The organism is Candidatus Ancaeobacter aquaticus, from assembly GCA_030765405.1.
GTDB lineage: Bacteria > Auribacterota > Ancaeobacteria > Ancaeobacterales > Ancaeobacteraceae > Ancaeobacter > Ancaeobacter aquaticus.
Window position 1 is genome coordinate 126,382 of sequence record JAVCCP010000040.1, and the last position, 20,470, is coordinate 146,851.

A 20,470-nucleotide genomic window follows, 5' to 3' on the forward strand; every position below is an offset into this window, starting at 1 on the left:
ACATGATGTATTCATTTATTACTTTTCTTATGGGAGCGGCACCTGGAGAAGGCGGTAAAGCCTCAAATCCTATTCTTTCAATGTTGCCTCTCGTTCTTATGTTCGTCATATTGTATTTTCTCATGATTCGTCCTCAGCAGAAGAAACAAAAAGCGATGCGCGCAATGGTCGAAGCTATGAAAAAAGGGGATAAGGTTATCACTAATGGCGGTATACATGGCATTATTGTTGGTCTTAAAGACGCGACCGTTACCATTAAAGTTGCTGATAATGTAAAGCTCGAGTTTAGCAAAAGTGCGGTTATCTCTGTAGCAAAAGGCAGTGAAGCTGAAACAAATTAACAAAATATAAATACCGAAGGTATCTGACAACAAACGGAGGCAGTAATGTTATCTAAAATGCGCTGGAAGTCTCTTCTTATTGTCGCTATTGTCGGGCTCTCAATTTGGAAGCTCTGCCCGATCGATAAAGCAATAAATCTTGGTCTTGACCTAAAAGGCGGTATGCATATCGTCTTAGAAGTTGACACCTCTAAACTTTCAAAAGATGCAAAAAAAGGTGCACGAGACAGAGCGCTTGAAATTATCCGTCGACGTGTTGATGAATTTGGTGTATCTGAACCGGTGATTATTCCTGAAGGTGAAAATAGGATCGTTGTCCAATTGCCCGGTGTTACTGACAAGAAACGTGCTCGAAAGCTGATCGGTAAAACAGCGCTTTTGGAGTTCCGTCTTGTCAGCACTGATCAGGATCAGATAAAAAACGCTATGGAAGGGAATCCTCCTGTTGGATACCAGCTCGCATATATGCCTTCCGGAAAAGGGAAAGATACTTTTAAAATGCCTATTCTTGTTAAATCAAAAGTTGACTTGAGTGGGGCGTATCTTTCTGATGCACAGCCTGATTTCGGTAGCGCGTTTAATGAACCGCAGATCATGATCACGTTCAACAATGAAGGTGCGAAGATTTTCGCACTTGTGACTGAACGATACGTCGGTCGACAGCTTGCAATACTCCTAGACGGTGAAGTGCTTATGGCGCCGCAAATTAAAACCGTTATACCTAACGGTAAAGGTGTTATTACCGGTGACTTTACTACTGAAGAAGTGAAAGATACCGCGTTATTATTACGTGCCGGTGCGTTACCTGCTCCGGTAAAAGTGATTGAAGACAGAACGGTGAGTCCGACACTTGGTAGAGATTCAATACGACAAGGTATTATGGCTGCTGTCGGTGGTCTTATATTGGTCGTTGTTTTCATGATCATTTATTATCATCTCGGCGGTTTTATCGCCAATCTTGCGCTTATGCTTAATATGATCATACTTTTTGGTACTATGGCGTGGTTTAAGTTTACGCTTACCTTGCCTGGTATCGCAGGTATTATTCTCACTATCGGTATGGCAGTTGATGCAAATATTCTTATACAGGAACGTATGCGTGAAGAACAGGCGTTAGGGAAAAAGATACGGACGGTGATTGAAAACGGTTACGGTCGTGCGTTTCATGCGATCTTTGATGCGAATATTACGACGCTATTAACGGGTGTAATCTTGTTCATTTTCGGTTCCGGTCCAATTAAAGGATATGCGGTTACCTTATCAATCGGTATTGCGATTAGTATGTTTACCGCTCTTGTTGTTACCAGAAATGTATATGATTATCTTACCCTTAACAAAAAGTTTACAAAGATCACTATGATGAGAATGCTTGGTGCGACACATCTTGATTTTATGGGTAAGAGCGTTATCGCGGTTGTTATATCGTGTATTATTATTGTTATTGGTATTGTTGCATTTGCAGCACAGGGAAATAAAAATTTTGGTATCGATTTTCTTGGCGGTGCATTGATCGAGCTGAAGTTTGATCAAAAGGTTAAGGTTGAAGAGATTCGTGATTCAATGAAAGAGATCGGTCTCGGTTCAAGCACTATTCAGCAAACCGGGGAAGGGAATATCATCATAAAGACCGGGCAAGAAGCTGAAGATGCTATACAAGCACAGATAACAAAAACGTTTCCTAAAAATTCATTTGAAATACTGAAAACTGAGGAAGTCGGTCCTGCGATTGGGCGTGATTTAAAGAAGAAAGCCCTTCTTGCGATCATTTTGGCTTTGATCGGTATCATGACCTATCTCGGGTTCCGTTTCGAGCTCAGTTACGGTATTGGTGCACTCTTAGCGTTGTTCCACGATGTTTTGATCACTATGACGTTTTTAGCGTTAACGGGGACAGAAATATCTATCAGTGTTGTTGCGGCACTCTTGACGGTGGTCGGGTATTCGGTCAATGACACGATCGTGGTATTTGATCGTGTTCGTGAAAACCTGCGTTATATGAGAAAGACTGACTTTAAGAATGTGTTGAACACCAGTATTAATCAAACACTTTCACGTACCATACTGACATCTTTAACATCACTTTTTGTGGTAGCATCTCTTTTTATATTTGGCGGTGAAGTGATACATGATTTTGCGTTTGCGCTCCTCGTAGGTACAATAAGCGGTACATATTCAACGATGTTTATCGCTTCTCCAGCCGTATTGTGGTGGAGAGGAAATCGCAAGATATAGTGTAGCGTATAGCGGATAGCGTATAGATATTGCTTTATTTTTTAACTATACGCTAAGTGCTATTTGAATTACTAAGTATTTTGAAGACAGTTGGTGAATTGTGACACAGAGGCACTGGGCAATAAATGATTCTGACAAGGCGTTAGCCTTTGTCCTTTCACGTAAACTGCATATATCCAGTCTTACCGCACAGATCCTTGTTAACCGAGGTCTTGTTGATATTGAAAGTGCGCATTCATTTTTGCATCCCTTACTGAAAAGTATCCATGATCCTTTTAGCTTGCAGGATATGGACAAGGCTGTCTCGCGTATTATTGATGCTGTTACAAATAATGAGCAGATTGTTATTTTTGGTGACTATGATGTTGATGGTATTACTGCTACCGTGCTTTTATATGATTTCCTTTGCCGTATGGGAGCTCAGGTAGATTATGTATTGCCGCAGCGCTCTGATGGGTATGGATTTAAAAATACTTCAGTTGATATCTGTAGGGAAAAGAATGCACGAATCATACTTACGGTAGATTGCGGTATAAGTTCACTCGACGCTATAGTGTACGCAAAAGAGTGCGGTATAGATGTTATTGTGAGCGATCATCATGAGCCGGGAGAAACTATCCCCGAATGCGTTGCTGTTATTAATCCAAAACGCTCTGATAGTTCCTATCCATTTAGAGAACTTTCAGGTGTCGGTGTTGCATTCAAAATCGCTCATGCTGTTTTAAAACAGTGCAAGGTAGATAACAAGCTACTTGCAGGAACTGATACTGATCTAAAGGATTACCTTGATCTAGTATGTTTAGGTACCGTTGCTGATATTGTGCCATTACTCGATGAAAATAGAATTTATGTAAAATATGGACTTTTGAAGCTCAAAATGAGTGATCGACCAGGCATTGTTGCTTTAAAAGAAATCGCTGGTCTTGACGAACATATTGAGACTAGTCATGTATCGTATCGTTTAGCTCCGCGTATCAACGCTACTGGTCGTGTTTCACTATCTGATACTGCTGCACAGTTGCTCCTGAGCAATAAGGATGAGGCCGGGGCGCTTGCTGCTGCTTTAGATAATGATAATCGTAACAGGCAAAAAATTGAAGCGGAAGTTGTCAAAGATGCATTTTCTGTTATTGATAAAACCTATGATCCTACAAAAGACAAAATTATTGTTGCATACGGGGATAACTGGCATCAGGGTGTTATCGGTATTGTCGCAAGCCGTATCGTAAAGAAATATAATCGTCCCGCTGTTGTCATATCATTTGAAGAAAATGTTGGTAAAGGGTCAGCACGGAGTATTGGTCAGTTTCATATCCTTGATGCGTTACGTGAATGTAAAGAATACATCACTAATCTCGGAGGACACAAGGGTGCGGCAGGTATGACAATTGAAAAAGGGACTATAGATAAGTTTTGTGAGAAATTAAAAGAAGTAGCGAGTGAAAGATTGACTGAGAGCGATCTATCTGCCGGTATTGATATAGATTGCGAAATACAACTCAATGAATTAACCCACAACAGTGTTAAGGAACTTGAAAAATTAGAACCTTTTGGTTTTGGTAATCCGAAGCCGGTTTTTATTTCTCATGATGTAACTATTTTAGGTGTGCCGCGTATTGTTGGCAAGGATCATCTGAAGTTGTATGTTGATTGTGCCGGTATGAATATAGATGTTATCGGTTTTGGCATGGCCCAAAAGTGCACTGAACTTACGACGAGTGATTGCAAGAAAATCGATATTGTGTATACACCGACAATAAATAAGTTTCGTGGCGAAGAGCGTTTGCAGTTAGAACTCTACGATGTAAAAGTACGAACACGCAAAGTTATCCCGCAGAAGGTATAATCTGAAAGTAAGGGGATATTATTACTCCACAAACCCTGAGAGCATCACAAAAGTTCTTACATAGTGTGAGAGCAACAATTATGCTTTTTGGATCTTGCCTGATCTAATACAGCTTGAACATACTTTAGCTTTTTTGTTCGCACCGTTTAGAATGATCTTGATTCTCTGCAAATTTGGCAGGAAACGTCTCTTAGAGATACCTGTCACTTTTTTACCAACCCCGCCTTTTTTCTTTGCTAAACCACGGCGTTCGATGGTTCGACCAGCTACAGGTTTTTTTCCGCATATTTCACATATTTTTGCCATGATAAATACTCCTTCGCTCATTTGAAGGTCACAGATTACCATATATAGTATGTTTTGCAAGTATTTTTTTAATTAATCGTAGAAATATCTATTGAGAAGTATTATTGGCAACGGAGGATAAATGTATTATACTGACAGGAAAACACGTTTATAAAGAGTATAATTATGATGCCCAACAGTACTATATGCAAGAATAAAGACGTTTTAAACTCCTCCGTACAGTACATTAAAGGTGTAGGGCCAAAACGCGCACAAGTTTTTGACCGTATAGGTATTAAAACGGTCAGGGATTTACTCTTTCTTATGCCTCGCCGGTACGAGGATCGAAGCAATCTCAAAAGTATTTCTCAAGTGACTCTTGGCCAGTATGAAACAGTTATAGGGAAAGTCATTCGGATACATAAGCGGCGAGTGAAAAGAGGTATGTGGATCTTTCAGGTTGTCTTAAGTGATGATACCGGACTCGTTCATGCGGTATGGTTTAATCAGCCATACCTTGAAGAAAAATTTAATAAAGGTGACGTTGTCATTTTTTATGGTAAAGTGCAGCTCTATGACCGTAAACTACAACTGCAAAGCCCTGAATTTGAGATCATTGACAATGAAGATGTAGAGCTTACCCATATGGGTAAGATTGTGCCCATATATCCTCTGACTGAAAGTCTTAAGCAGGGGACGTTACGTTCAATTATTCATACGCTCTTAGAAACACATATACATGCAATAGAGGAAACAATTTCCAGCAAAATGCGTGACCGGTTGGGCTTAATCGGTCTTCAAGAAGCACTCTTAAACATCCATTTTCCTGACTCAATGAAAAAGCAGTCTCGTTCATATCGCCGGCTGGTCTTTGATGAGTTTTTTTTGTTTCAATTAGCGATTCTTACGAAAAAAGCGCGTGTGCATAAAGAACAGGGTATTTCGCATGCAGTGGATGGTTCTTTGTATCGCAACTTTATAAAAAATTTACCATTCACATTAACATCTGCTCAAGTTCGTGTTCTTGATGAAATAACACAAGACTTGGAGCAGTCCCATCCCATGAATAGGTTAGTGCAGGGTGATGTCGGTTGTGGAAAAACAATTGTTGCTGTGGGGACACTTTTAATGGGATGTGATAGCGGCTACCAAGGGGTATTTATGGCGCCTACTGAACTCTTGGCACGTCAGCACTACAAAAATATCAAAAAGTTGGCTGTATCCATTTCTGTACGTATTGAGCTTTTGATCGGTGATATGAAAAAAGCTGATAAAAATGCATTGCTCACTGATCTTAAAGCAGGGAAGATTGATATAGTAATCGGCACACATTCGCTTCTAGAGGAGAGTGTTGAGTTCGATAAGCTTGGCGTGGTAGTTATCGATGAACAGCATAAATTTGGCGTTACTCAACGATCGAAGCTACGATGTAAAGGGATTACTCCTGATGTTTTAGTTATGACCGCTACTCCGATACCTCGCACACTATCTTTGACAGTGTATGGTGATCTTGAAGTGTCGGTAATAGATGAACTGCCTCCTGGCCGGCAAAAAGTTTTTACCTACTGGATATATGAAAATAAACTTGCCGATGCATATAATTTTATTAAAAAACAAGTTACTAGCGGGCGTCAGGCATACATCATTTATCCGGTGATAGAACAATCGTCAAAAACTGAACTCAAAGCTGCGGTACAAATGACAGAAGAGTTAAAAAAGGTGTATTTCTGTGATGTGCCCTTAGATCTTATTCATGGCAGAATGAAAAGTGGTGAACGTGAAGATATCATGAGTCGTTTTTACGATGGGGAAATTAAAGTTCTTGTCTCCACAACGGTTATTGAAGTCGGTATTGATGTGCCTAATGCGACCGTGATATTAATAGAAAATGCAGAACGGTTCGGTCTTGCGCAGCTTCATCAGCTCAGAGGTCGCATTGCACGCAGCTCGCATAAAGCATATTGTATCTTGGAAGGAAAGCCAACCACAGATGAAGCCAAACGCAGATTAAATGTTATGAAATCAACTTCCGATGGATTCAAGATAGCAGAAGAAGATCTCGCGATACGTGGACCGGGAGAATTTTTTGGTGAAAGACAGCACGGGCTGACCGATTTTAAGATAGGAAATATTGTTTCTGATTATGGGATTATGCAGGAGGCGAGGGCTGAAGCCCAGATGTGTATCATGCATAAAGGTGACAATACAAAAGCCGAGTACGATGCGCTCAGAAAAGCGTTTGTTGAACGATATCGTGATACATTCGATCTTATATCAGTGGGGTGATAGTGTTATGAGAGTAATTGCAGGGACTTTACGAGGACGGAAAATAAAAACGATCCGAGGGGATCGTACACGACCAACTTCTGATAAGGTCAGAGAATCCATGTTTAATGTTATTGGTCCTCATGTTGTAGGTGCGCGTGTTCTGGATCTTTATGCAGGCTCAGGTGCTATCGGTATTGAGGCGTTGAGCCGCGGTGCAACTTACGGGGTATTTGTTGAAAAGAGCAGGTACAGTTCTGCCATAATAAAGCACAATCTTGAAGAACTTGGCCTAGCTGAATATGGTGCTGTATACATGATAGATGTTATACGCGCAATAGAGAAATTTTCACGTGAAAAAAGTATGTTTGATATTATTTTTTCTGATGCGCCGTATGTGAAAAAAACAGATGATGACCCTGAGAGAATTACTCCGAATCAAAATCTATTGCAAAACATTGATAATTTAGATGTTTTAGTTCCAAACGGGCTTGTCGTAATAGAGCACTTTAAAAGAGATCTTCCGGATTATTTTGGTGAAAAAATATCTTTTGTGCAGGCAAAAACATATGGGGATACGTCTTTTTCTGTGTACAAAAACGCTAAGTAAGTTTATGATAAGACCCTTACGCGTTGCACTTTGAATATGAACAGTTACAATAAGAACAATGAGGATGTTTTATGAAAAAAGCATTATATCCGGGAAGTTTCGATCCTGTTACCCATGGACATGTTGATGTCATTAGACGTGCAGTGAAGATATTTGACGGGCTTATTCTTGCTGTAGCGAACAATCCCACGAAGAAGCCGCTCTTTTCTCTAGATGAACGTGTCGAAATGATAAAAAGTGTCACAAGCAATATAGAGGGTATTGAAATTGATACATTTGACGGTCTTTTAGTTGATTTTGTTGCTCATAAAAAGGCGTCTGTTGTAGTGAGAGGGCTTCGTTCTATGTCAGATTTTGAATATGAGTTTCAGATGGCGCTTACAAATAGAAAATTATCCGAGGAGATTGAGACGATATTTCTCATGTCCGGTGAGCAATATTCATACATGAGTTCGCGTGCAATTAAAGAGATTGCTGAGCTCGGAGGCGATGTTTCAAAATTTGTGCCCGCTGAAGTTGCCGAAAAATTGTTAGCGAAAATAAGATGAAAATTGATATAGATAATGTTGTTGAAAGTGGCGTAACTATAACTGCCGATGAACGTTCGCAGGTATACGATTTTGATACAAGCCTTATTCCTCCGAATACGATCATATCTGTTAAGGTATTTGCGCAGTTTGTCGCTAAACGGTTGGTTGTACGTGGCCAAATCCATACGAATGTACACTTTGAATGTTCGAGGTGTCTAAATACTTTTCAATATCATGTTGATATTCCCGAGTATACCTTTGATTGTACAGCGCAAAAAGGCGATATTATTGACTTGACAGATACCATCAGGGAACATATCATTATTGCGCTTCCCATGAAGCCGCTTTGTTCCTCTAGATGTAAAGGGATCTGTCCCAATTGCGGTGAAGATCTAAATAGTTCTTCCTGTACATGTTCCAACAATATTGTGGATGAACGGTTTAAAGGGTTAGATAAACTGAAATTTGAATAAATAGTAAAGAGGTGGTCAGATGGCAGTGCCAAAAAGAAGACAGTCAAATACACGAGGCCGTAAAAGAAGAACCCATTACAAGATGGAAGCACCTGGAATTAGCACCTGTTCTCATTGTGGACAAACGAAACTTCCGCACCATGTGTGTAACAGCTGTGGGTATTACGGTGAAAAGCAAATCGATGAAATAAAAGCGTAATATAAACGTTTTTGATTATATTATCAAACTAAATATGTGAGGGTGGTTGCGTTGAAGATAGCAGTTGATGCAATGGGTGGTGATCATGCTCCTGGCGCCGTAGTAGAAGGTGTAATAGATTATCTCCGGGAGTATAAAAATAATGCCTCTGTGATACTCGTGGGCGATCAGGAAAAGATTGAACAAGAGCTCGATCGTTTACAGCCTTCTCCTAACCTCGATTATTCTATATATCATGCCTCAGATGTTATTCCTATGGGCGAGTCGCCCCTTGTCGGATTACGTAAAAGAAAAGATGCTTCTGTTAGTGTCGCTGTTCAGCTTGTTAAAGACGGTAAAGCTAGCGCTGTAGTCAGTGCGGGGAATACCGGCGCGGTAGTGATGGCAACTAAGCTCAAATTACGTTTTCTTGAAGGAGTCGAACGTCCCGCTATCGCTCAGATCCTTCCCAATGCAAAGGGAATATCAGTTGTTATGGATGTTGGTGCAAATATTGATTGCCGACCAAAACAATTGCTCCAGTTCTCAATAATGGGAAGCATAATTGCGCAAGAAATTTTTGGAATAAAAAAACCGCGTGTTGGACTATTGAGCATTGGCGAAGAAGAGTCTAAGGGTAACGAATTAACACGCGAAGCATTTAAGATGGTTGAGCAATCAGATCTTAATTTTATGGGTAATGTTGAAGGTCAGGATGTTTATGCGGGTACTGCTGATGTAATTATAATGGACGGTTTTGTTGGTAACGTACTTTTAAAGGTAAGTGAAAGTCTTGCAGTATTTATGCAGCAGATGATAAAAAAAGAGGTATACGCAAATCCGCTTCGTAAAATAGGCGGATTATTGTTATCCGGAGCGTTTCGCGCAATAGCTAAAAAAGCTGATTATGCTGAATATGGCGGGTCACCGCTTGTTGGTGTTCGTGGGACATGTATTATTTGTCATGGTCGCTCAAATCCTAAGGCGATAAAAAATGCTATTCGTGAAGCGAGTGATTTTATTAGTCATAACATTGACAAACAAATTATAGATGCGATAAAAAAGAATAAAATCTAATAATATATTTAGATGGAGGCGTGTGTGAGGAATAAGGCGACAGTGGGTATTATTGGGACAGGATCGTATGTTCCGGAGAAGGTTCTCACGAATGCTGAACTTGAACATATGGTCGATACATCTGATGATTGGATCATGACGAGAACCGGCATAAAAGAAAGAAGAATTGCAGCTGATGATTGTACCACTGCAGATATGGCGACTATTGCTGGTCGTCGAGCGCTCGAACACGCCAACATTGATCCCAAAGATATTGAAATAATCATTGTCGGTACTATTACACCTGATATGCAGTTTCCTTCTACTTCATGTCTTGTCCAAAAGAACCTAGGTGCTGAAAAAGCTGTCTGTTTTGATATTGGGGCGGCATGTTCGGGTTTTGTGTATGCACTTGAAATTGCTCAAAACTTTATCGCCAGCGGTAACTATAAAAATGCATTGGTTGTTGGATCTGAGAAGCTTTCATCTATCGTTGATTGGACGGACAGAAATACCTGTGTGCTTTTTGGTGACGGGGCAGGGGCCGCGGTGCTTTCTGGTAGCCCTGATTCTCATAGGCTTATTGATACGTACCTTGCCAGTGACGGCCGGGCGGCAAATTTATTAATGGTTCCTGCAGGAGGATCAAAGATTCCTGCAAGTGTTGAATCGATCGAGAACAAACTTCACTTTTTGCGTATGGAAGGAAGGGAAGTTTTTAAATATGCGGTAAACAGCATGGAACAGGCGATTGATGAGGTTCTGAAAAGAGCTGGATTATCTTCCAACGATATTTCACTTTTGATAACACACCAGGCAAATTTACGAATTATCAATGCTCTTGGAAAACGATTAAATCTTCCTTCTGACAGGGTGTATAAGAATGTTCACAAATACGGTAATATGTCATCAGCGTCAACAGCGGTTGGTTTTGATGAAATAAACCGCCAGGGGAAACTGAAGAAGGGCGATATTTTGGCCATGGTGGTATTTGGAAGTGGTTTGACGTGGGGTGCTAGCTTAATTGAGTGGTAACGACAAAAACTAGAAAAAATAGAGGTGTGCAATGCTCTTAAAAGATAAAGTGGCGGTTGTAACAGGTGGTGCCCAGGGGATTGGAAAAGCAATAAGCGAACGGTTAGCAGCAGAAGGCGCTGCAATAGCTGTATGTGATATAAATGAAGAAATTGCGCGTATTACTGCCCAGAAACTGGCCTCTTCAAAAGGGATTAAAGCAGCGGGGTATAAAGTTAATGTAGTAAATGAAAATGAGGTTCTTGAATGCGTTAATAAAATTCTTGACAACTTCGGCCGTATCGATATACTTATCAACAATGCAGGCGTGACAAGAGACGGTCTACTTATCCGTATGAAAGAGGAAGACTGGGATCTTGTCCTTAATGTGAATTTAAAAGGGACATTTAATTTCACAAAAGCGGTTGCTAAACCAATGATGAAGGCGCGATCTGGACGGATGGTAAATGTTGCTTCAATTATCGGTTTGATCGGAAATGTTGGACAAAGTAATTACGCTGCATCTAAAGCAGGAATTATAGGATTTTCAAAATCTGTTGCGAGAGAACTTGCTCCAAGAAACATAAACGTAAATGCAGTTGCACCAGGTTTTATAGATACGCAAATGACGCATGTAATACCTGAAGATATTAAGAAAAAGATGTTGGAAAGTATCCCGTTTGGAAGAATGGGAAGTCCGGAAGAAGTCGCAGACACTGTATTGTTCTTGACATGTGATTTGTCAAAATATATCACGGGTCAAGTTATTACGATAGATGGCGGCATGGTAATGTAATTAATTGTGAATCAAGGTAAAATAATACAAAGGGAGGATTGACGATGGCTAGTGACGTAGCGCAAAAAGTAAAAGACATTATTGTAGAACAATTAGGAGTAAACCCTGAAGAAGTTACAACAGAAGCTTCTTTTATTGAAGATCTTGGTGCTGATTCATTAGATACGGTTGAATTAGTTATGGCTTTAGAAGAAGAATTTCAAGCTGAAATTCCTGATGAAGACGCTGAAAAATTAAAAACAGTTGGTAATGCAGTTAGTTATATTGAAGGTAAGATAGTTGCAAAAAATAGTTAGTTATTCTGATAAAACACGAATTAATTGGGCTAACACTCATTAATATTTGCAGTGCACAGGGCCATGCGATTCGTGTTTTATTTATATAGGGAAGAGTTATGGAATTACAAAGAGTTGTTGTTACCGGTCTTGGAGTGTTATCTCCTGTAGGAAACACCAAAGAAGAATTTTGGAATTCGCTTTGTGAAGGAAAATCAGGCATCGGGCCAAACACCCGAATGGATGTATCGGATTATTCTTCAAAAATAGCCGGAGAACTAAAAAACTTTGATACGTCTTTTTTGAGCAAAAAAGATATGAAGCGTATGGATCTTTTTGTTCAATATTCTGTTGTGGCCGCAGGCAATGCCCTTCGCGATACAGGTGTAGACCTTGAAACAGCTGATAAAGATAGAATAGGTGTCTTTGTTGGTTCTGGTATTGGTGGTATACATACCATTGAAGAACAGCATACCATTCTTATGAATAAAGGTCCTGAACGTATATCTCCTTTTTTGATTCCTATGTTGATCGTTAACATGGCTCCAGGCCAAATATCTATTACGTATGGCTTGAGAGGTCCAAATCTTGCCGCAGTCACTGCGTGTGCTACCGGTACTCATTGTATCGGGGAAGCATATAGAACTTTGGCGATGGGTGATGCTGATATGATCCTCGCCGGTGGATCAGAAAGTGCCTTATCTCCACTGGGCGTTGGTGGATTTTGTGCTATGCGTGCATTGTCAACTCGTAATGATGAACCTGAAAAAGCAAGTCGACCTTTTGATAGGGATCGTGACGGTTTTATTATCGCTGAGGGAGCGGGAATTGTTGCCTTAGAGACACTTGAAAGCGCGAAACGTCGCGGTGCGCATATTTATGCAGAAGTTGTTGGATATGGTTTAACGGGAGATGGGTATCACATGACAAGTCCTTCACCCACAGGGGACGGGGCAGCGCGTTGTATGGCAAGTGCGATTAAAAGTGCGCGGTTAGATATTACCGATGTTGATTATATTAATGCGCATGGTACATCAACACAGCTTAATGATAAATTTGAAACACTTGCTATAAAATCGGTCTTTAAAGAATATGCGAAAAAAGTTGCGATCAGTTCTACAAAGTCTATGACAGGACATTTGTTAGGCGCTGCTGGTGGGGTAGAATTTATTGCATGTGCATTAGCGGTCGAGAACAATATAATTCCTCCCACGACGAATCTTGATAATCCTGATCCTGAATGTGATCTTGATTATGTGCCAAATGTTGCGCGTGAAACAAACGTGAATATAGCAATATCAAATTCGCTTGGTTTTGGCGGGCACAATACTACCGTTGTTGTAAAGAAATTTAAAGGGTAGTTTCTGACCTGCGTGATGCCATTTTTCACACAAAGATGTGTGATATCAATATGTCGTAAATTCAGTCAATGTGTACGTAAATAACGTATAGGTAAGAAGGGGGCAGTAATGGAGCATTTTTTTAATGAGCAGCAACAATATATCAAAGAAATAGCGGAAAAAATAGCACGTGAAAAGATTGCTCCTATAGCAATTGAGTGTGATGAAAAAGAAGAAATGCCATGGGATATTGTAAAAATATTAGCTAAATCAGACCTGTTTGCTGTGTATATTCCGGAAGAATTTGGTGGTTTGGGTGGTGGTTGCCTAGATCTTTGTATAGCCGTTGAAGAATTAAGTAAGGCATGTGGGGGTATCTCTCTTTCACTTGCGGCAACAGCACTCGGAACCTATCCGATTCTCCTTTCTGGCAGTCATGAACAAAAACAAAAATTTCTCCCCGATTTAGCGAAAGGTTCTAAACTTGCTGCATTTTGTATAACTGAAGCTGGTGCGGGAAGTGATGCCAGCGCAATTAAAACAGTTGCGACAAGAGATGGTGATTCATACATCTTAAATGGCTCAAAACAGTGGATCACCAACGGCGGTGAGGCTGAGATCTATACCGTTATTGCGATGACTGATAAGAACAGAGGTGCACGTGGTGCTAGTGCGTTTGTTGTTGAAAAAGGTACCCCTGGACTTTCATTTGGTAAGAAAGAAAAGAAAATGGGTATCCGTGCTTCAATGACCCGTGAAGTGATTTTTGAAGATGTGAAGATCCCGAAAGAAAATCTCTTAGGTAAAGAAGGTAGAGGTTTTATGGTCGCTATGGGAACATTCGATCATTCACGACCAGGTGTTGCTGCTCAAGCATTAGGTATTGCTCAAGGTGCGATTGATGATGCGATAAAATACGGGCGTGAAAGGCATCAGTTTGGCAAACCGATCATATCCTTCCAAGGTCTTCAGTTTATGTTAGCTGATATGACAACCCAGGTTGAAGCTGCTCGTGCATTGGTATATGCAGTTGCACGTACTGTTGATGCTGGTGTAAAATCGTTTTCAAAAGAGTCTGCAATGGCAAAAATGTATGCATCTGACGTAGCAATGAAGGTTACAACAGATGCTGTACAGCTGCTCGGTGGATACGGATATATGCGTGAATATCCGATGGAAAAAAGAATGAGAGACGCAAAGATTACTCAGATCTATGAAGGAACAAATCAGGTGCAGAGAGCTATTATAGCCGGGCAACTCATAAAAGAAAGTGCAGCAAAAAAATAAAAGACTAACAGGTAGAGGTAGGGTATACGATGAATGTGATAGTGTGTATTAAACAAGTGCCAGAAACAACAGATGTCAAAATTAATCCAGAAACAAATACGCTCTACAGAGAGGGTATTCCGAGTATCATCAATCCGTTTGATATGTATGCGATTGAAGAAGCAATTCGCATAAAAGAAAAATGTGGTGGTAAAGTTACCGTTATTACTATGGGGCCTCCACAAGCAGAGGCGTGCTTGAAAGAAGCGGTTTCTCTGGGTGCAGATGAAGCAGTCCTCCTTACTGATAAAGAGTTTGCCGGATCAGATACATGGGCAACAAGCTACGCGCTCAGTATGGCAATAAAGAAAATAAAAGACTATGATATTATCATATGTGGGAAACAAGCTGTTGACGGTGATACCGCACAGGTTGGACCGGGAATAGCGACATGGCTTGATATTCCGCAGATTACATATGTAAAAAAAATCGATGAACTTAAGGAAGGGTATATAAAGGCTGAGCAGCTTGCAGAAGAAGGATATGTTGTCGTTGAATCATCGTTGCCGATGATGTTGACCGTGGTAAAAGAAATAAATATACCACGATTGCCTTCCTTGAAAGGTAAAATGAAAGCAAAGAATGTTCAGGTTACAAAATGGACAGCTCAAGACCTTGGTGCAGACGCAAAAAATCTTGGATTAGATGGATCTCCGACCATGGTAAAAAAGATATTTTCACCGCCCCCAAAGACCGGTGGGAAAAAGCTTGAAGGTGACGCACAGCAGATGGTTAATGATCTGATGAACGATTTAGTGGAAAAGCAGATTTTTGTATAGTTAATATAATTGAGTAACGTAAATGTTAATGGAGTGAGAGATGGCTTTAAAAAATATTGTGAATACAGATAAATGTGTCGGGTGTCTGTTATGTGAAAAAGGATGTCTTTTTGACGCGATACATGTTGTTGACGGTAAGGCAGTTGTTGATTATGAAAAATGCACGTTATGCGGTGCATGTATACAAGCGTGTAAATTTGACGCGTTAAAGATACAGGTTAATCGTGTGAGCGAAATAAACATAGATGAATATAAAAACATCTGGGTTTTTGCGGAACAGAAAAAAGGTGTTTTGCAGTCAGTGGTGTTTGAGCTTCTTGGTGCGGGAAAGAAACTCGCTCAGGACAGGAATGCAAAATTATGCGCGGTATTGATAGGCAAGGACATAAAAGATGAAGCTCAAAAGCTTATTCATAGTGGTGCAGATATTGTATATGTCGTTGATAAACCAGAATTAGAGCATCATAATGATGAGCCGTACGCCAAGATAATGGATAAGCTCATCAAGAAGCATAAACCGGAAGTAGTATTAGCCGGTGCAACAACTATTGGGCGGTCATTTATTCCGCGTGTAGCTGTTATGTGTCATACAGGGCTTACTGCGGATTGTACATCGCTTGACATTGATAAAGAGACGGGTCATCTCATGCAAACGCGACCGGCGTTTGGCGGTAATATTATGGCAACCATTCTGACTGATATAAACAGGCCACAAATGGCAACTGTTCGCCATAAAGTTATGAAAGAGCTTGAGCCCGATACTTCGCTTACAGGTGAAGTAATAGAGGAAAGCGATATCACGGAAAGTGATCTTTCATCAAGGACAAAAGTTCTCGAGGTTGTTGATGAGCTTGAGCAGACGGTAAATATTGCTGAAGCTGATATTATTGTTTCGGGTGGTCGCGGGATAAAAAGTCCAGATAATTTTAAGATGATTGAGGAGCTTGCATTAGTACTTGGCGGTGCGGTAGGAGCATCACGTGCGGCAGTTGACGCTGATTGGATACCTTATTCACATCAGGTAGGCCAAACCGGTAAGACCGTGTGTCCAAAAGTGTACATTGCCTGCGGTATTTCAGGTGCCATACAGCATCTTGTTGGCATGCAGTCATCTGATCTCATTATTGCAATTAATAAAGATCCAGATGCGCCGATATTTCATGTAAGTGATTACAGTATTGTCGGTGATGTAATGGAAATTGTGCCGCTTCTTACTACGAAGTTGAAAGAAGTTTTGAAAAAATAACGGTTGTCGGCTCGTCGTAAGCATAAGCGAATCTATTTCCTCAAATCGAAAAACGATTAGCGAAAATTGCTGGGATGGTGGAATTGGCAGACACACCAGCTTGAGGGGCTGGCGAGCGCAAGCTTGTGGGGGTTCAAATCCCCCTCCCAGCATAATAAAATGATAAAGAAATGCAAAGGCTTTCTATAGGTAGGGAGTCTTTTTTTTATGTAGAGAGCGCTTTTAATGTGACCAGTAGCTCTTCAGAAATGTTTCTTAGTGAAGAATCATCTTTCCTGATTATCTTAAATGCATATCGGTCAAGCTGTACTCTTTCATCATGGGTAAAATTTCTCTTAGTGAAAATAATAAGAGGTGTTTTTGTATATGTGGTGTTTTGCGAGTATGTGGTAAAGAATTTATCCCCGTTGTTGTTTTCTAATTCCGGATCAAATAGCACCAGATCAGGTTTATGCGTTGAGAGCAGTTCTAATGCTTTATGTGTATCAGAAGTATTTAATATGAGAAAACCTTCTTTGGTAAGGTCTGTTGTGATTTTCTTCGATAGTGCGGGATTTGAATCAATAACAAGAACAGTTTTCTTTATTTGTGATACGTGCTTGTTTATGGTGCTTATAAGTATATTTTTACCGATTGGTTTCTGTAAATATTCACTATAACCGATATGTTTTTCAAGTTCATCTCTATCAAGAATTGTAATGATAATAATGGGGATATGAACAGTTTTTGGATCATTTCGCAATTCTTCTATAACGTCCCAGCCGCTTTTTTTTGGAAGAATTATGTCAGTTATAATAATATTTGGCAGAAGCGTTTTTGCTTTTGATATAGCTTCAACTCCATTTATAGCGTCAACAACGTCAAATCCTTCACCAGTAAGCATTTTGTTTATAGTGAGTAAGAATTCTTTATTATCATCTATTGCAAGAACAAGTGTTTTAAATCCTTTTGATAGCTTATCTTGTCGAATCAGTTTATTCTTTAGGTTTTCTTCAACTTCATAGTCAATAGGGAAGTGAATGCTGAAGGTAGAACCTTCTCCAAGAGTGCTTTTTACCGTGATATCACCGCCCACCATTCGTGCAAGTTTTCTTGATATTGAAAGACCAAGACCTGTGCCACCATATTTTCTGGTAATTGAACCGTCAGATTGGCGGAAATCTTCAAATATTAACTCGTGATCATTTTCGGATATACCGATACCGGTATCTTTAACATCTATAAGCGCGAAATCTGTATGGGTTTGGTCAATAAGTGTCATTTTTACAATCTTTACCGAGATTGTGATGTTTCCTTCTTGGGTGAATTTTACTGAGTTTCCAATTAAGTTAAGGAGTATTTGCCTTATTTTATCAGATTCCGAATACATTGTTGGTAGCTCAGCTGGAATGTCAGGAATCAGTGTGAGATTTTTTTCGTCTGCAATGGGTTTTACCATTGTAAGTACCGTATTAATTACATCGCGTAAATCAAAGGAGGTAAAGTTAAGCTGCATTTTTCCCGCTTCAATTTTTGAAAGATCAAGAATATCATTAATGAGTGTGAGGAGATGTTCGGAGCTTAAGAGTACATTATGCAAATTCTTTTTGTGCTTATCGCTCAAAGTATCGTCCAGTTGTTTTAAGACGAGTTTTGTATATCCAATGATAGCCGTCATGGGTGTGCGTAATTCGTGACCCATATTTGCAAGAAACTCACTTTTATGACGTGATACTTTCTGCAGTTCATTGTTGAGCGTGTTTAAACGTACTGTTTTGATTTGCAATTCATCGAGCGCGGTATGTAATTCTTTGTTTGTATGTGATACTTTTTTGTTTGTGTTTTCGAGCTCTTCATTTTTAGTGCGTACCTCATCTGTAAAGTTCATTAGTTTATCAGTCATAATATTGAATGATTTTCCAAGTTCACCTATTTCATCTTTTGAGCTGATCACTACTTTTTGGCTAAGTTTTCCTTGAGAGATCTTTTCTGTCGCCGCGCGTAATACCGTTATTGGTTTGGTTATGATCTTTGAAACAATCAGGCCTATAACCAATGATGCTGCAAGAGAGATCAGTGTAAAGAGGATAAAGTAGTATTTGCTTGAATGCGCGATTTGTGTACCTTGATTAGCGGCTTCTGACATTTTTGCGTTCATGCTGTTACGTATTAATTTCATGGATTCAACAAGGCGGAGTGTATTAAAATTTAACTCTGTTTGGAGCGCAGTGTAGAGCTTGTGTTGATCATATGCGCGAGCCAGAAGAATATCTGTTTCGCGGTAGATGTTCTGGATAGGATGAAGCTCGTCGGGTGACAAGTATGAAAGAGAAGAAAGCTCCTCGATCCTTCTTTTAATACTGCTTTTTACCCCCTCGCTTTGTATTAGGTATTCTTCACCGCTTATAAAACCAGAAAGATAGTTATTGAGCTCAGAACGTTCAGAAAGACTGAGTATGCTGATATCGATTATAATACCTGAAATAGTTTGAAAGTTTTCAGAGGCATTCTTTTTTATATAAGATATTTTGTTTTTAAACTTTTCAAGCGCTCGGGTCCACAAAATGGCGTTTTCATCGAGCTGTAATTTTGTTTTATTTCTCTTTATATATATTTGGCTGGTTCTTTTTTGCAATACGTCAAGTTTGTAATAGAGATTTTTTATATTATTAACAACTTTTTTATCCGCAAGACCTGTTTTATACAGATACCGGAAATTCTTTTGTAAGCTGTCCTGTGTGAGTTTGTAGAGCCTGAGCATTTCTTTTTTGTTTCGTGCTAGGTGCGGATCGTTTGCCATAATTTCAGTTAAGACATCGATACTGATCTGCATGGAAGAGGTAGCTGCTATCCAGGCTTTAGATGTTACATAATTGAGGCTGTTGTTGACACGTGTAATATTCCATATCCCAAACAGGCTGGAAAATAGAATCAACGAAGCTAATAACAAGAAACTATAAATAAGCTTGTTATAAATTTTCATGTACTCATTATACGTTATTTTTAATAAAAAATCAATAGTATCTGTATAAAATACTGTGTAATAAATAATTATGCATATGATGTGTCGGGGGAATTATAGGAGGAACAAAGTATGCCTTGTCACGTCGTAATGATTGGGGGAGGGAAGAGCAATGAAAAAAACTATTTCAATACAATCACTCACGCGGAGAACGGTGTTTCAGAATCGATCAGAAGCAGCACACAATGGTATGTGGGAAGATTTGCTATTAATGCCGAAATGTTGCCGGGTGTATATTCGAGTTTTTGACAGCGAGATGTTAATCTGGCGTAAAAGAAGATGTTTGTAAAGAAAAACCCCCCTGATTGTTCATTTGAAACAACCAAGGGGGAAGATGTCATTAAACTTTGTTTACGTTACGTGCTTGTTTTCCTTTTTCTCCGTCAACGATTTCAAATTCCACTTCTTGCCCTTCACTGAGAGTTTTGAATCCAGAACCTGTAATTGCGGTATGGTGAACGAAAATATCTTCACCTTCTTCTGGTTTAATAAATCCAAAACCTTTTTTGTCGTTAAACCACTTTACCACGCCTTTGTTCATCTACTACATCCTCCTGTTACAGATTATCGTCTCATAATAAAAAAAACCATAAGAGATGAGACATTCTCTTATGGCCTTAAACATTACTGATTGGTAATTATTACTGCATTCACTTATATAACTTGTCCTAATTTTGTTTAGAGTAATCGTAATATAGACAAGATATTATGTCAATATAATATCTTGTAAAAAACGGTTCTCGGTGTTCGTTTAGCTGTGCGCGAAGAGAGGATGAATGTTAGATTTTTATTCCCAATTAAAATTATTATTTTGATACTATACATTGAAGCTTGTATGGTATAACAATAACAGGAAAAGGGGACTGTCCCCTTTTCC

General features: G+C 39.6%; 20 protein-coding genes and 1 tRNA gene. 18 read left to right on the forward strand and 3 right to left on the reverse strand.

Annotated elements, in window-relative coordinates; all coding sequences use genetic code 11:
• Positions 1-2: 2 nt before the first annotated feature.
• From yajC to recJ, 3 genes are all read left to right on the forward strand, one after another.
• A complete protein-coding gene (gene yajC, locus P9M13_04665) occupies positions 3-341 on the forward strand; it encodes a preprotein translocase subunit YajC (GenBank protein ID MDP8262578.1) in 339 nt (112 codons plus the stop codon).
• Between the two features lie 45 nt (positions 342-386).
• Positions 387-2,573, forward strand: a complete 2,187-nt coding sequence (gene secD, locus P9M13_04670) for a protein translocase subunit SecD (GenBank protein MDP8262579.1) — start codon at positions 387-389, stop codon at positions 2,571-2,573.
• Positions 2,574-2,673: 100 nt separating this feature from the next.
• On the forward strand, positions 2,674-4,419 hold the full coding sequence (gene recJ, locus P9M13_04675; GenBank protein MDP8262580.1) for a single-stranded-DNA-specific exonuclease RecJ: 1,746 nt from the start codon (positions 2,674-2,676) through the stop codon (positions 4,417-4,419).
• Between the two features lie 78 nt (positions 4,420-4,497).
• On the opposite strand, the gene rpmB is transcribed toward recJ, so the two are convergent.
• Positions 4,498-4,725: a 50S ribosomal protein L28 gene (gene rpmB / locus P9M13_04680; protein MDP8262581.1), complete on the reverse strand. Its 228-nt coding sequence runs from the start codon at positions 4,723-4,725 to the stop codon at positions 4,498-4,500.
• Positions 4,726-4,890: 165 nt separating this feature from the next.
• Here rpmB and recG point away from each other — a divergent pair, with 165 nt between their 5' ends.
• The 14 genes from recG to P9M13_04750 all read left to right on the forward strand — a co-directional run bounded on the left by recG (position 4,891) and on the right by P9M13_04750 (position 16,744).
• Positions 4,891-6,990, forward strand: coding sequence for an ATP-dependent DNA helicase RecG (gene recG / locus P9M13_04685; GenBank protein ID MDP8262582.1), 2,100 nt, complete (start codon positions 4,891-4,893; stop codon positions 6,988-6,990).
• 7 nt (positions 6,991-6,997) lie between these two features.
• A complete protein-coding gene (rsmD, locus tag P9M13_04690) occupies positions 6,998-7,579 on the forward strand; it encodes a 16S rRNA (guanine(966)-N(2))-methyltransferase RsmD (protein MDP8262583.1) in 582 nt (193 codons plus the stop codon).
• Positions 7,580-7,650: 71 nt separating this feature from the next.
• Positions 7,651-8,127, forward strand: coding sequence for a pantetheine-phosphate adenylyltransferase (coaD, locus tag P9M13_04695; GenBank protein ID MDP8262584.1), 477 nt, complete (start codon positions 7,651-7,653; stop codon positions 8,125-8,127).
• Positions 8,124-8,582 (forward strand): DUF177 domain-containing protein, encoded by a 459-nt coding sequence (locus P9M13_04700; GenBank protein ID MDP8262585.1) that lies wholly within the window; start codon positions 8,124-8,126, stop codon positions 8,580-8,582. Before coaD ends, P9M13_04700 begins: the two co-directional genes overlap by 4 nt.
• A 19-nt stretch (positions 8,583-8,601) precedes the next feature.
• On the forward strand, positions 8,602-8,781 hold the full coding sequence (rpmF, locus tag P9M13_04705; protein ID MDP8262586.1) for a 50S ribosomal protein L32: 180 nt from the start codon (positions 8,602-8,604) through the stop codon (positions 8,779-8,781).
• 51 nt (positions 8,782-8,832) lie between these two features.
• Positions 8,833-9,837, forward strand: a complete 1,005-nt coding sequence (plsX, locus tag P9M13_04710; protein MDP8262587.1) for a phosphate acyltransferase PlsX — start codon at positions 8,833-8,835, stop codon at positions 9,835-9,837.
• Between the two features lie 24 nt (positions 9,838-9,861).
• On the forward strand, positions 9,862-10,851 hold the full coding sequence (locus P9M13_04715) for a beta-ketoacyl-ACP synthase III (GenBank protein ID MDP8262588.1): 990 nt from the start codon (positions 9,862-9,864) through the stop codon (positions 10,849-10,851).
• 31 nt (positions 10,852-10,882) lie between these two features.
• Positions 10,883-11,626 (forward strand): 3-oxoacyl-[acyl-carrier-protein] reductase, encoded by a 744-nt coding sequence (gene fabG / locus P9M13_04720; GenBank protein ID MDP8262589.1) that lies wholly within the window; start codon positions 10,883-10,885, stop codon positions 11,624-11,626.
• A gap of 44 nt (positions 11,627-11,670) precedes the next feature.
• On the forward strand, positions 11,671-11,922 hold the full coding sequence (locus P9M13_04725) for an acyl carrier protein (protein MDP8262590.1): 252 nt from the start codon (positions 11,671-11,673) through the stop codon (positions 11,920-11,922).
• A gap of 98 nt (positions 11,923-12,020) precedes the next feature.
• Entirely contained in the window at positions 12,021-13,262 is a 1,242-nt protein-coding gene (gene fabF / locus P9M13_04730) for a beta-ketoacyl-ACP synthase II (GenBank protein MDP8262591.1), read from the forward strand.
• 108 nt (positions 13,263-13,370) lie between these two features.
• Positions 13,371-14,528, forward strand: a complete 1,158-nt coding sequence (locus tag P9M13_04735) for an acyl-CoA dehydrogenase family protein (GenBank protein MDP8262592.1) — start codon at positions 13,371-13,373, stop codon at positions 14,526-14,528.
• A gap of 29 nt (positions 14,529-14,557) precedes the next feature.
• A complete protein-coding gene (locus P9M13_04740) occupies positions 14,558-15,346 on the forward strand; it encodes an electron transfer flavoprotein subunit beta/FixA family protein (GenBank protein ID MDP8262593.1) in 789 nt (262 codons plus the stop codon).
• Positions 15,347-15,386: 40 nt separating this feature from the next.
• Complete coding sequence (locus tag P9M13_04745; GenBank protein MDP8262594.1) at positions 15,387-16,592, forward strand: electron transfer flavoprotein subunit alpha; 1,206 nt, start codon at positions 15,387-15,389, stop codon at positions 16,590-16,592.
• Between the two features lie 68 nt (positions 16,593-16,660).
• Positions 16,661-16,744: transfer RNA gene (locus tag P9M13_04750), tRNA-Leu, on the forward strand.
• 53 nt (positions 16,745-16,797) lie between these two features.
• Here P9M13_04750 and P9M13_04755 read toward each other — a convergent pair.
• A complete protein-coding gene (locus P9M13_04755) occupies positions 16,798-19,554 on the reverse strand; it encodes an ATP-binding protein (GenBank protein ID MDP8262595.1) in 2,757 nt (918 codons plus the stop codon).
• A gap of 111 nt (positions 19,555-19,665) precedes the next feature.
• Here P9M13_04755 and P9M13_04760 point away from each other — a divergent pair, with 111 nt between their 5' ends.
• Complete coding sequence (locus tag P9M13_04760) at positions 19,666-19,842, forward strand: hypothetical protein (GenBank protein MDP8262596.1); 177 nt, start codon at positions 19,666-19,668, stop codon at positions 19,840-19,842.
• Positions 19,843-19,933: 91 nt separating this feature from the next.
• On the opposite strand, the gene P9M13_04765 is transcribed toward P9M13_04760, so the two are convergent.
• The gene (locus P9M13_04765) at positions 19,934-20,134 is read right to left on the reverse strand and encodes a cold-shock protein (GenBank protein ID MDP8262597.1); all 201 of its coding nucleotides are present in this window, start codon (positions 20,132-20,134) and stop codon (positions 19,934-19,936) included.
• Between the last annotated feature and the right edge of the window lie 336 nt (positions 20,135-20,470).

Excerpts from the sequence above, each read along its gene's own strand:
- yajC (MDP8262578.1), top strand. The coding sequence starts at position 3 with ATGATGTATTCATTTATTACTTTTCTTATGGGAGCGGCACCTGGAGAA.
- secD (MDP8262579.1), top strand. The coding sequence starts at position 387 with ATGTTATCTAAAATGCGCTGGAAGTCTCTTCTTATTGTCGCTATTGTC.
- rpmB (MDP8262581.1), bottom strand. The coding sequence starts at position 4,725 with ATGGCAAAAATATGTGAAATATGCGGAAAAAAACCTGTAGCTGGTCGA.
- recG (MDP8262582.1), top strand. The coding sequence starts at position 4,891 with ATGATGCCCAACAGTACTATATGCAAGAATAAAGACGTTTTAAACTCC.
- rsmD (MDP8262583.1), top strand. The coding sequence starts at position 6,998 with ATGAGAGTAATTGCAGGGACTTTACGAGGACGGAAAATAAAAACGATC.
- coaD (MDP8262584.1), top strand. The coding sequence starts at position 7,651 with ATGAAAAAAGCATTATATCCGGGAAGTTTCGATCCTGTTACCCATGGA.
- P9M13_04700 (MDP8262585.1), top strand. The coding sequence starts at position 8,124 with ATGAAAATTGATATAGATAATGTTGTTGAAAGTGGCGTAACTATAACT.
- rpmF (MDP8262586.1), top strand. The coding sequence starts at position 8,602 with ATGGCAGTGCCAAAAAGAAGACAGTCAAATACACGAGGCCGTAAAAGA.
- fabG (MDP8262589.1), top strand. The coding sequence starts at position 10,883 with ATGCTCTTAAAAGATAAAGTGGCGGTTGTAACAGGTGGTGCCCAGGGG.
- P9M13_04725 (MDP8262590.1), top strand. The coding sequence starts at position 11,671 with ATGGCTAGTGACGTAGCGCAAAAAGTAAAAGACATTATTGTAGAACAA.
- fabF (MDP8262591.1), top strand. The coding sequence starts at position 12,021 with ATGGAATTACAAAGAGTTGTTGTTACCGGTCTTGGAGTGTTATCTCCT.
- P9M13_04735 (MDP8262592.1), top strand. The coding sequence starts at position 13,371 with ATGGAGCATTTTTTTAATGAGCAGCAACAATATATCAAAGAAATAGCG.
- P9M13_04740 (MDP8262593.1), top strand. The coding sequence starts at position 14,558 with ATGAATGTGATAGTGTGTATTAAACAAGTGCCAGAAACAACAGATGTC.
- P9M13_04745 (MDP8262594.1), top strand. The coding sequence starts at position 15,387 with ATGGCTTTAAAAAATATTGTGAATACAGATAAATGTGTCGGGTGTCTG.
- P9M13_04755 (MDP8262595.1), bottom strand. The coding sequence starts at position 19,554 with ATGAAAATTTATAACAAGCTTATTTATAGTTTCTTGTTATTAGCTTCG.
- P9M13_04760 (MDP8262596.1), top strand. The coding sequence starts at position 19,666 with ATGCCTTGTCACGTCGTAATGATTGGGGGAGGGAAGAGCAATGAAAAA.
- P9M13_04765 (MDP8262597.1), bottom strand. The coding sequence starts at position 20,134 with ATGAACAAAGGCGTGGTAAAGTGGTTTAACGACAAAAAAGGTTTTGGA.